Origin of the sequence: Pseudomonas sp. CM27 (assembly GCF_013179515.1) — a bacterium.
Lineage (GTDB): Bacteria > Pseudomonadota > Gammaproteobacteria > Pseudomonadales > Pseudomonadaceae > Aquipseudomonas.
The window spans coordinates 1-10,763 of the sequence record NZ_JABMCN010000169.1 but is presented as its reverse complement, the minus strand read 5'-3'; the positions used below and the strand labels follow the sequence as shown (position 1 = coordinate 10,763).

Here is a 10,763-nt window from a genome sequence, read left to right as displayed (position 1 = left end):
GCCGCATCGAGCGCGTGCTGGACCGCCTCAAGGCCGGCGAGCGCCTGGGGACCCTGCTGTCGCCCGAGCGCGGCATGCTGGCTGCACGCAAGCAGTGGCTGGCCGGTCACCTGCAAACCCGCGGCACGCTGGTGCTGGATGCCGGTGCCGTGCAGGCGCTGCGTGAGGCCAACAAGAGCTTGTTGCCGGTGGGTGTGAAAACCGTGCAGGGCAGCTTCCGCCGTGGCGAGATGGTGGTGTGCGTTGGCCCGGACGGTATTGAAGTGGCTCGCGGGCTGGCCAACTACAGCGCCCTGGAGGCGCAGAAGATCATTGGTCAGTCGTCCGCTACCATCGAGTCGATCCTCGGCTATAGCGCCGAGCCTGAGCTGGTACACCGCGACAATCTGGTGCTGGTATGAAGCTGCTGAAGAGGGCGCTTGCCCTGGCGTTGTTCGCGCTGCCAGTAGTGGCCGGGGCTGAGGAAATCGGCCAGGTGTCCACTGTGTTCAAGTTCCTCGGGCCGAACGACCGGATTGTGGTCGAAGCGTTCGACGACCCCAAGGTCGAGGGTGTGACCTGCTACCTGTCGCGGGCCAAGACCGGCGGGGTGAAGGGTGGCCTGGGGCTGGCCGAGGACCGTGCGGAGGCGTCGATTGCCTGTCGCCAGGTCGGGCCGATCAGCTTCAAGGGTGAGCTCAAGGATGGCGATGAGGTGTTCAAGGAACGCACCTCGCTGGTGTTCAAGACCATGCAGGTGGTGAGGTTCCTCGACAAGAAGCGCAATACCCTGGTGTACCTGGTGTACAGCGACCGCATTGTCGAAGGCAGCCCGCAGAATGCGGTGACTGCGATTCCGATCCTGCCTTGGGCTCATTGATAGCCAGGTAGATTGCCGGGAGGCCTTTGGCCTCCATTCGCCGGCAAGCCAGCTCCCACAAGTACTGCGCAGATCTTGAAACTTGTGCATTACCTGTGGGAGCTGGCTTGCCGGCGATAGGGCCGCAAAGCGGCCCCAGTACACCGATATCAGGCCAGTTCCTCGGCCTGATGATCCTCACGCACAACCGGCTTCACCTCATCGAGCCGGCTGATGAACTTCCAGTCCGCTTCGTCGATATAGATGCCATTCGGCCCGCTGCCGCCTTCCAGGTCGATGGCCACATGCGCCGACACCTGCGGTTTCACGCTCGCCAGAATCGGCACAAAGCCCAGTTGCAGGCTGGTCTCCAGCAGTGCCGCCTGGTTGCGTTCGTCGATGTCCGCCGCTTCGTCCAGGTAGTACGGCAGGCGGATGCGCCCGGCCAGGTCGCGGTCCATCAGGTGCAGCAACAAATACATGTTGGTCAGCGCCTTGATGGTCATGGTGGTGCCGTTGGACGCCGCACCGTCGATGTCGGCGTGGATGATCGGCTGACCGTTGACCTTGGTGATCTCGAACGCCAGCTCGAACAGGTCCTTCAGGCCTAGCTGGTTGTGGTTGGCGGCCACCAGGCGTGCCAGGTATTCCTTGGCTTCCTCGTTCTTGTTGTCCTGATCGGCGCTCTGGGTCAGGTCGAAGACCGACAGGGTTTCGCCTTCTTCATACTGCCCGGCACTGTGGATGATCTGGTCGATGTGCTTGAGCGCTTCCTTGTTCGGCGCCAGCACCACGCGGAAGCTCTCCAGGTTGGAGACCTGGCGCTTGTTGATCTCGCGGTTGAACAGGGCCAGCTGGTGCTCGAGGCTGTCGTAGTCGCTGCGGATGTTGCGCAGGGTACGGGCGATGTCGGTGACTGCCGCGCGGCGTGCCTTGGCCAGGGTCAGGGCTTCGTCGGTGCGGTGCGCGTAGGCGTTCACCAGCAACTGCAGGCGGCGCTCCATGTCGTCTTCGCTGTCGAACTTGGCCACGCCTTTCAGGCGCACCTGGGCATACAGCGCCTCGATCTGGTTGTCGACGCGCTGCAGGCCCTGCCAGCTGTCCTGGTAGTCGTTGAGCAGCGGCAGCAGGTTGTCCATCGAGTCGTCGATGGCTTCCATGTACGGCGTGCCGTAGGGCAGGTCGGCCGGCAGCAACTGACGACGGCGCAGGGCGTCTTCCAGGGTGCGCTGCTTGGACTCGAGGTCGCCGAGTTGCCGACCGACCAGTTGCAGCTTGGCCGACAGTTGCTGGACGCGTTCGGTGAATGCGTCGCTGGAGCGCTTGAGCTCGTCCTGGGCGGCTTCCAGCTGCGACAGGTGTTCCAGCTTCTCCGGCTCTTCAGCGGCCAGGGTTTCGCTGCGGCGGAAGTCTTCCAGCGCCTTCTGCGCATCCAGCACCTGCTGGTACAGGGTTTCGGTCTGCGCCTTGGAGGCGGAGCGGTCGGCGGCCACGGCCTGCTGGGTCCTGAGCTGCTTCAGCTCTTTTTCCAGGCGCTCTTTCTGGTCGCGCAGGGCGGCGCGATCGGCCAGGGCCTGCAGCGCCGGTGGGTCGATGTGGGTCAGGTCGATGGAAAGGCCTGGGGCCTCGAAACGCTCGCCCTTGAAGCCGTCCAGCACCGCTTCCAGGGATTTTACCCACAGGTCGCTGTCTTCCAGCTCGATGCCGCGGTCGCCCAGCGGCAGGCTGAACAGCGCGCCGTTGAACAGGCGCATCAGGCGGTCGACATCCTGCTGCGAAAATTCTTCCCGCAGGCGCGCGTAGCTGTTGTTGTCGGCGTGGTCCAGCTGCTGCTTGACCTGCTTCAGGCGTTGTTCCAGGTCGCGCACGCGCTCGTCCAGGTCTTCGGCGCTGAACTGCCGCGACTGGGCCAGGGCGCCGGCCAGTTCGTCGTGAGCGTCCTTGGCCGCCAGCAGCTGCTGCTCCAGCACCTTGACGTCATCGACCAGGGCGAAGCGGTGCTTGAGCACCGACAGCTCGCCCAGCCAGCGCTGGATGCCGCTGATTTCACGCTCCAGGCGCATCAGCTCCTGAGTGCCGCCGCGCTGGTCGTTCTGCAGGCGGTCCTGCTCGCCACGGTAGTGCTCGGACTGGATGACCAGCTCCTCCTTGCGCGCCATGGCGTATTCCTGCCAGGTGCCGAGCAGGGTGTCGAGCACCGGCGAGATACGGTGCAGCTTGCCGCGCAGGATATCGCGCTGGGCCACACCACCGGCCAAAGCTTCGACCAGAGGGCCGGCGGCGACCAGGGCGTTGTAGTCCTGCTCCATGCGGCGCACGTCACGGAAGGCCTCTTCGCAGGCGGCGATGTAATCGACGCTGCCCGAACGCAGGCTGTGCTCGAAGGCATCGAGGAACAGCTGCTTGAGCTTGGCTGCGGTGATTTCGCGCATGTGCAGCAGGTTGATGAACAGTGCGCGGAAGGTTTTCAGGCTTTGCTCGCTGGTGGAGCGCAGCGGGATCATGGTCAGGTCCAGCGGCACCGAAGTATGGCCGCCAACCAGCAGTCGGCGCAGTTCGTCCGGCTTCAGCTCATAGGCCTTGATGCCCAGGCGCTCGAGGTTGGTGAACAGCTCTTTCTGGCGCAGGCAGGTGTCGTTCTTCTGGTAGTGAGCCAGGTCCAGTTCGCCCTTGTAGGCGAAGAACTGGTGGCCGAAACCGCCGCCCGGACCGCGCCCGACCACGCCGATCACATGCGGGCCGTGGGGCAGGCTCAGTTCGCAGAGAATGTACGAGGTGTCGCTGGCGAAGTAGAAGCGGCGCGACTGCTCGAGGCTGTACTTGCCGAAGCTCATGTCTGACATGCGCGCCAGGATCGGGAACTGCAGGGCGTTGATCGACGCCGATTTGCCCAGGTTGTTGGCGCCGTATACCGACAGCGGGTGCTCCAGCGGGAACAGGCCAAGGCTGTAGCCGGCAGTGTTGAGCAATGCGAAGCGGCGGATGCCGTAGCGTTCCTGGCTCATGCGTCAATCTCCTGTTGCTCTTCGCGGATGGCCCGGGCCAGGGCGTCCTCTTCACTTTCGTCGCCTTCGAACGGCGTGAGGTCGAGCGGGTCATCGGTGCGGTTGAGTTCTTCGGCGCTTTGTTCCTCGACCAGCACCGGGGTCGGCAGCGGCAGGTCGCTGTGCAGGGTGGCGGCGAGGTCGCGGTCCTGCTGCACCGACAGGCACACGTCGAGGAAGCGGTGCATCGGCGGCAGGAAGCGGTAGATGCCGCCTTCTTCATGGGCGAAGCCGAGCTGGGTCATGCGGCGCAGGATCTTTTCTTCCAGCTCTTCGACCGTTTGCACTTCGGCCTGCAGGAACAGGTCGCGGTACTTGTCCAGCAGCGAGGGCAGCTCGTCGCGGCCGATGCTGCCGCCGTCGAGCACGGCCATCGGGTCGCGGCCCTGGTCGGCCAGGTGCTCGACCAGGATGAAGGTGAACAGCGACAGGCGCTGCGCGGTCTTGTTGACCTGCGCGGCGGTCATGTCCGGCACGAAGTAGTAGAAGCCACGGGTGTCGCAGACCAGTTCGAAGCCCAGGGCCTTGAACAACGTGCGGTACTGGTCCTGGAAGTTCGACAGCTGGGCGTACAGCTCAGGGTCGCGGCGGCTGACGTGGAAACCTTTGAACAGCTCGCGGAAGATCGGCGCGAGCTGGGACAGTTCGGAAAGATCAAGATGCATGGGCTGGGCTCGCGGTGGGTTCGGTAGGCGCGCTGGTGGCGTCTTCGCGGCTGGAGGTCAGGGCGAACGAGCGCAGGCTGACCAGGTGTTCCTGGGTGGTGTACTCGCGCCGCTCGAGGCGTTCGCGCCTGAAGCGCTTTTCTCGCGACAGGCGCGAGAACCAGTACAGCAGCTCGTCGGTGGCGCCTTCGGGTTCCTGTTCCAGCAGCCAGACCATCAGGTCTGGCAGCGGCAGGGCCTGTTCGCAGCGTTCGAGCATTTCCTTGACCGTACGCGGTGCGCGCGGCAGGGCGTCGGACTGGGTCTTGTGCGCCTTGGGGAAGCGCGCCGGCTTGGGCTCGAAGCGGGCCAGGGCGTAGACATAGGCTTCGACCTGGCTGGCGCTACCGAGGAAGGTGCTTTGCGGTCGGGTGAACATCGGCATTGCCGCTTGCGGCACGGCATCGATGCCCTTGCGCCGGATCACCGACAGGGCCAGCGCGGCGCCACGGGTTACGGCGTTGTGCCGGCGGGCTTCTTCGCGCAGCGGCAGCAGCAGTTCGCGGGCATGGCGCAGGGTCAGCTGGGCGCTGGTCTGCATTTCCAGGATGCGCGCGTGGGTGCGCAGCAGCATGTCGTCGTCGACCAGGTGGCCCAGGCGCGCCTGTTCGCCCAGCAGTTTCAGCAGCACGGTCTCGACCTTGCGCACGCCCTGTTCGAAGGCACCGTCGGCGTTGACCAGCTGGATCATCGGCTCGACGTACTCGTCCCAGGTGGCCAGCACTTCGGCATAGCGCTGGCGCAGCGGAATCTGCCGGTTGCTGGTCTTGGCCCGTTCGGCCACGGCCACCAGTGCCTGCTCGTCGTTGTCGAGCTTTTTCAGCACATCGCGCACGCGCATGTCGAGCAGGCGCAGCTGGCGCGCCAGGTCGTCGCTGTCGCGGTTGTCGAAGGCGTCCTGGATGTGCCCGGCAAGGCGCTCCAGGTGGCGCAGGTAGGCTTCGATCTCCAGGCACAGGCCCAGCCGGTGTTCGCGGCGCAGGTAGGCGAGGAAGTCGTGGATCTGCGCGTTTAGCTCGAACCGGTTCGGGCTCTTGGCCACCGGGACCAGGATATCCAGGCGGATCCACACGTCGAGCAGCTGGGTGATGTCCTGCGGGGTGCTCTCGAGCTGCTGGCGGGCCACGTGCTGGCGCAGTTCCACCAGGCTGAGTGTGCCCTGGTCGAAACGCTCGCACAGCGGCTCGATCAGGGCCCAGTGTTCGGCTAGGGCGCGCAGGACGCGCTTGGGTTCGATCATTGGCTTCGACTCGTTGCCAAGAAAAAGGGGGCGATTGTACTGCATCCGGGGGGGAGGATTTCACCCCTTGGTCTGTAATGAGAGATAACCTTGAACCTTGTAGGGGATTCACTGGCCCTTTCGCGGGTGAACCCGCTCCCACAGGTACTGCACAAGGCCATGTGGGAGCGGGTTCACCCGCGAAAGGGCCGGAACAAGCCACAAAAAACCGCCGACCAGTTGCGGCACTCGAATGCCAACAGCGTTAGAATGGCCAATTGTTTTAGCCCCTCGGATACCCGTCCTTTGCTCACCGAACCCCGTCGCCGCGCCTTCCTGTCCGCCATGCAAGTGGTGCACTGGCTGCCGCGCGCCGAACTGCCGTTCGCCGCACCGTCGCGGCCCGAGCTGCTGTTGCCGATAGCGCCGGTCGAGGCCCTTGATTTCGATGTGCGGCCCGCGCCGGCCAGCAATGACGCGCCGGCCACCCCGCAGGCGCGCTCCGGCGAGCGACCGAAAATCGAGATCCCGCGCCCGGGCACCGCGCCCAAGCCTGCCGCCAAGCCCGTCGAGGCCGACGAGCAGCCAGCAGCCCCGCGCCCGGCCCCGGTGCCGCCACCGCGCTTCTCGCTGCAACTGCTGCGCGCCGGCAGCTGCCTGCTATTGGTGGAATTGGCCACCGGCCAGCCCTTCCAGAGCCGCGACCCGTCCTACCTGCTGCTCAAGGACATGCTGCGCGCCGCCGGCCTGCCCGACGCCCCGCAGATCATCGGCGAGCCGGTGCGCTGGCCGCTGCTGGTGCGCGGCAATATGGATCAGGGCCCCGAGGCCGCGCGCGATTTCGTCCAGGGCTTTGTCCAGGCCCGCCTGGAGGATGCCCCCTGCACCTTGCTGTGGCTGGTCGGCCTGCCAGCCTTGCGCTTTGCCGCCAATGCAGACGCCCAAGCCTATTACCAAACCCTGAAGCTCGATGGCCTGGGCGATGCCTGGGCGTTGCCGGGCCTTGAACTGTTGATGGACGAGCCGCAGCGCAAGGCGGACGTCTGGAAAGCCATGCGCCAGCTGATGGCGCGCTGGAAGAGCGTTGAATGAGTGAATCGATCAGTTTCCGCCCAATGACCGAGGCGGATCTGGATGCCGTACTGAAGATCGAATATGCCGCGTTCAGTCATCCCTGGACCCGCGGAATCTTTCAGGATGCGCTCAAATCGTACGAGGTCTGGCTGATGTTCGATGGCGAGCAGCAGGTGGGCCACGGGGTGATCAACGTGATCATCGACGAGGCGCACTTGCTCAACATCACCGTCAAGCCGGAAAACCAGGGCTGCGGCATGGGCCTGCGCCTGCTGGAGCACCTGATGGCCCGGGCCTACCAGCTCAATGGCCGCGAATGCTTTTTGGAAGTGCGCGCCAGCAACCAGTCCGCCTACCGTTTGTATGAACGCTACGGTTTCAACGAAATCGGCCGCCGCCGCGACTACTATCCGGTTGCCGGCGGCCGTGAAGACGCCCTGGTAATGGCCTGCACCCTGCTCGAAGATTGACCTTGCAGGGCTTGGCGCTGTTACCCAGGCAAACCCTGATGAGGCAACGACCATGCATGACCTGCAGGAACTGATCGACAACAACGCCCGCTGGGCCGACGCGATCAACCAGCGCGACCCCGACTTCTTCGCCAAGCTGGCCCGCCAGCAGACCCCGGAGTTTCTCTGGATCGGCTGCTCCGATGCCCGCGTGCCGGCCAATGAAATCGTCGGCATGCTGCCGGGCGATCTGTTCGTTCACCGCAACGTCGCCAACGTGGTGCTGCACACTGACCTCAACTGCCTGTCGGTGATCCAGTATGCGGTGGAGGTGCTGAAGGTGCGGCATATCCTGGTCACCGGCCACTACGGCTGCGGTGGCGTGCGCGCCGCCATGCAGGACCGCCAGCTGGGGTTGATCGATGGCTGGCTACGCTCGATCCGCGACTTGTATTACGAAAAGCGCGGCGAGCTGGCCAAACTGGACAGCGAAGAAGCCAGGGTCGACCGCCTGTGCGAGCTGAACGTGATCCAGCAGGTGGCCAACGTGGCCCACACCAGCATTGTGCAGAACGCCTGGCATCGCGGCCAGGAACTGTCGGTGCATGGCTGCATCTATGGCATCAAGGACGGGCGCTGGAAAAGCCTGGATACCACCATCAGCGGCTTTGCCCAGTTGCCCCCGCAGTATCGGTTGCGGGCTTTGGAGTAGTCGTTCTGCCTGTCAGCCCCAAACCGCTTAACTGAATGGCAGCGTCGATCAAGTTGGCCAGGAGAGCCTATATGAGCCGTACCAAGTGGAGGCTGCTGGCATTGAGTCTGGCATTGAGCGCAACCGCCCACGCCGACGAACGCGACCTGTGGATGTTTGCCCAGTGGGCCGGCGACCACCAGACACGCCCGTTCCGGGAAATGCTGGTGGACGCTCGCCTTTACGGCGTTGTACCTATCCACCAGTTGTTGCGCTCGGCCTCGGACTGGAAGCTGTGCCATGCGTCCCCCTTCGCCGTGCCGCCCGCCAGCAACTGGCCGGCCGTGCGCTCGACACTGTCGCTGATCCAGACCTTGTCTGCCCAGGGCCTGCTGCGTCAGTTCGAGGTGGTATCGGCCTACCGCGACCCGCGCCTGAACGTGTGCGCCAGCGGGGCGGCCAACAGCGCCCACACCCGCGCCTTCGCCGTCGATATCCTGCTGCCGGCCTGGGCCGACCCCAACCCGCTGTGCCGTTTCTGGCAGCAGCATGGCCAGGCCTGGAACATGGGGCTGGGCCGCTACCCCTCCGGGCGCATCCACCTCGATACCGCCGGCTATCGCACCTGGGGTGGCAATGGCAGTGCGGACTCGTCGTTCTGCGCCAGGCCCAGATGAGCCAGGCAGCTGGCGCATTCCTCCAGCACCCAGGCGGCGAAGCGCTGGCGTTTACCGTTGTCGTCCAAGGAATGCGGGCTGAGCAGGTGGTAGGCCGAGCCGTCGCGGACAAAGCCGAAGGGTGCCTGCAACTGCCCGCTGTCGAGTTCGTCGCGCACCATCAGCGCTGAGGCCATGGCCAGGCCCAGGCCAGCGCTGGCTGCCTGGATCGACAGGTAGAAGTGCTCGTAGTCACTGCGTTGGGTGTGCATGGCCTGCTGGCCGCTCAGGCGTAGCCAGCTGGCCCAGGCGCCGGGGCGGGTGCTGCTGTGCAGCAGGCGCTGGCCTTCGAGTTGGCGGGGGGCAGGAGGGCGGCCCACGGGGCCGATCCATTCGTCGCAGATTTTCAGGCTGTAAAGCTGGTTGCCCCAGTGGAAGTCGTCGCGGCGTATGGCCAGGTCGATACCGCTGCGGGCGAAGTCCAGAGGCCCACCTGCCGCCACCAGGTGCAACTGCAGGTCGGGGTGGGCGGCATGGAAGCGGGGCAGTCGCGGGATCAGCCAGCGCATGGCAATGGTGGGTTCGCAGGACAGTACCAGCACGTTGTCCCGGGCCTGCTGCTGCAGGTGCTGCACGGCCCCTTCGAGCTGTTCGAAGATGGCCTGGGTGGTGCCTTGCAGGGCGCGGCCGGCCGGGGTCAGGAACAGGGCGCGGTTGCGCCGTTCGAACAGCTCCACGCCAAGGCTCTCTTCCAGCAGGCGCACCTGGCGGCTGACAGCGCCGTGGGTGACATGCAGCTGCTCGGCGGCGCGCACGAAGTTCTCGGTCCGGGCGGCGATGTCGAAATAGCGGAGTGTGTTGAGGGGCGGCAGTTTCATGAGCTTGTTTTGGCAGGCCCGGCCTCTTCGCAGCACGAGGCTGCTCCTACAGGTTTTCGTATCGCCATGTGGGAGGAGCCTTGTGCTGCGAAGAGGCGGGAGCAGGCACTACACCTTTGTGAGAAAAACTATCAGATATGCCCCACTATAAATCGATTTTTACCGGACCTTAAGCTCTCGATAATGACTTCGTCTGTGCATTTTCATCGCCTATCGAGAGCTTCAACATGACCGAACTCATCGCCGTAGCCCTGTTTACCATCCTCGCCGTCATCAGCCCCGGCGCCGACTTTGCCATGGTCACCCGCAGCAGTTATGCACAGGGCCGCAAGGCCGGGCTGGCCGCAGCCGTGGGCATTGCCCTGGGGGTGCAGGTGCACGTGCTGTACACAGTGCTGGGCATTGCCGTGATCATCAGCCACAACCCGGTGCTGTTCCTCACCATGAGGGTGCTGGGGGCGGGTTACCTCGTCTATCTCGGCTACAAATCTCTGACCAACACCCGGCGCATCAGCCTGGAGGCTGGCGGACCATCCACGGCCAGCGTGCTGCAAGCCTTGCGCACGGGCTTTCTGACCAACGCCCTCAACCCCAAGACGATGCTGTTCGTCATCAGTGCCTTCACTCAGGTGGTACAACCCGGCAGCTCGCTGACACTGGCTTTTGCCTATGGCGCATTCATGTCCGTTGCCCATTGGCTGTGGTTCAGCCTGGTGGCAGTGTTTTTCTCCAGCACGGCATTGCGCACGGCCATGATCGACCGGCAGGTGCTGGTGGACCGAGTAATCGGTATGGCGTTGATCGGGCTTGGGCTGGCAGTGGCGGTGACGGGCATTCGCTGAGCGGGCGATTGCATTCGAGCAGGCCTGGGCGCGGCAGCCGTGGGTGGTCCGTGAGCGGGCGTTGATCGAAATGCTTGTTGGGCCAGCAGGGGACGTTGTTCTGAATACTTTATCGCAGGCAAAGAAAAAGGGCTTACCTTGCGGTAAGCCCTTCGTCTTGTTTGGTGGCTACACAGGGACTTGAACCCCGGACCCCAGCATTATGAATGCTATGCTCTAACCAACTGAGCTATGTAGCCGATGGCGCGCATTATTCTCTTGAACGCCCCCCCTGTCAACACTCATTTCAAAAAAAATTTGCACGCTTTCAAAAACTTAGCGGCCGGGTTCGGTTTCAGCGCACTACCAGCCAGTGCCCGAGCACGCCC

11 protein-coding genes and 1 tRNA gene are annotated in these 10,763 nt (G+C 64.3%); 7 read left to right on the top strand and 5 right to left on the bottom strand.

Translation table 11 applies throughout. The annotated features are described in order from the left end of the window. Both HP547_RS19765 and HP547_RS19760 read left to right on the top strand, forming a co-directional pair. A partial coding sequence (locus tag HP547_RS19765; RefSeq protein WP_372242911.1) for a PUA domain-containing protein occupies positions 1 to 401 on the top strand: 401 nt, incomplete at its 5' end. After that, the gene (locus HP547_RS19760; RefSeq protein WP_172233124.1) at positions 398 to 859 is read left to right on the top strand and encodes a CreA family protein; all 462 of its coding nucleotides are present in this window, start codon (positions 398 to 400) and stop codon (positions 857 to 859) included. The genes HP547_RS19765 and HP547_RS19760, both read left to right, overlap by 4 nt. A gap of 149 nt (positions 860 to 1,008) precedes the next feature. On the opposite strand, the gene mksF is transcribed toward HP547_RS19760, so the two are convergent. From mksF to mksB, 3 genes are read right to left on the bottom strand one after another with little or no spacing between them, the layout of a single operon-like run. After that, on the bottom strand, positions 1,009 to 3,843 hold the full coding sequence (gene mksF, locus HP547_RS19755) for an Mks condensin complex protein MksF (RefSeq protein WP_172287146.1): 2,835 nt from the start codon (positions 3,841 to 3,843) through the stop codon (positions 1,009 to 1,011). Then, positions 3,840 to 4,547: an Mks condensin complex protein MksE gene (mksE, locus tag HP547_RS19750; RefSeq protein ID WP_172223637.1), complete on the bottom strand. Its 708-nt coding sequence runs from the start codon at positions 4,545 to 4,547 to the stop codon at positions 3,840 to 3,842. Before mksE ends, mksF begins: the two co-directional genes overlap by 4 nt. Beyond that, a complete protein-coding gene (mksB, locus tag HP547_RS19745; RefSeq protein ID WP_172223634.1) occupies positions 4,537 to 5,826 on the bottom strand; it encodes an Mks condensin complex protein MksB in 1,290 nt (429 codons plus the stop codon). Before mksB ends, mksE begins: the two co-directional genes overlap by 11 nt. A 285-nt stretch (positions 5,827 to 6,111) precedes the next feature. On the opposite strand from mksB, the gene HP547_RS19740 reads away from it, so the two are divergent. The 4 genes from HP547_RS19740 to HP547_RS19725 all read left to right on the top strand — a co-directional run bounded on the left by HP547_RS19740 (position 6,112) and on the right by HP547_RS19725 (position 8,696). Further along, the gene (locus HP547_RS19740) at positions 6,112 to 6,897 is read left to right on the top strand and encodes an energy transducer TonB (protein WP_172287145.1); all 786 of its coding nucleotides are present in this window, start codon (positions 6,112 to 6,114) and stop codon (positions 6,895 to 6,897) included. Beyond that, positions 6,894 to 7,349, top strand: a complete 456-nt coding sequence (gene rimI, locus HP547_RS19735) for a ribosomal protein S18-alanine N-acetyltransferase (RefSeq protein ID WP_172223626.1) — start codon at positions 6,894 to 6,896, stop codon at positions 7,347 to 7,349. Before HP547_RS19740 ends, rimI begins: the two co-directional genes overlap by 4 nt. Before the next feature lie 52 nt (positions 7,350 to 7,401). Then, positions 7,402 to 8,040 carry a carbonate dehydratase gene (can, locus tag HP547_RS19730; RefSeq protein WP_172223623.1) on the top strand — a complete coding sequence of 213 codons (639 nt, stop codon included), beginning with the start codon at positions 7,402 to 7,404 and terminating at the stop codon, positions 8,038 to 8,040. A 71-nt stretch (positions 8,041 to 8,111) separates the two neighbouring features. Then, the gene (locus tag HP547_RS19725; protein ID WP_172223619.1) at positions 8,112 to 8,696 is read left to right on the top strand and encodes a D-Ala-D-Ala carboxypeptidase family metallohydrolase; all 585 of its coding nucleotides are present in this window, start codon (positions 8,112 to 8,114) and stop codon (positions 8,694 to 8,696) included. Here HP547_RS19725 and HP547_RS19720 read toward each other — a convergent pair. Next, positions 8,636 to 9,553 (bottom strand): LysR substrate-binding domain-containing protein, encoded by a 918-nt coding sequence (locus tag HP547_RS19720; RefSeq protein WP_172223616.1) that lies wholly within the window; start codon positions 9,551 to 9,553, stop codon positions 8,636 to 8,638. The two genes, HP547_RS19725 and HP547_RS19720, sit on opposite strands and share 61 nt — an antisense overlap. Positions 9,554 to 9,780: 227 nt before the next feature. Between HP547_RS19720 and HP547_RS19715 the strand changes: the two genes are divergently transcribed. Then, on the top strand, positions 9,781 to 10,395 hold the full coding sequence (locus HP547_RS19715; protein ID WP_172223613.1) for a LysE family translocator: 615 nt from the start codon (positions 9,781 to 9,783) through the stop codon (positions 10,393 to 10,395). A 162-nt stretch (positions 10,396 to 10,557) separates the two neighbouring features. On the opposite strand, the gene HP547_RS19710 is transcribed toward HP547_RS19715, so the two are convergent. Continuing rightward, positions 10,558 to 10,634 (bottom strand) — tRNA-Met (locus tag HP547_RS19710). Positions 10,635 to 10,763: the final 129 nt, after the last annotated feature.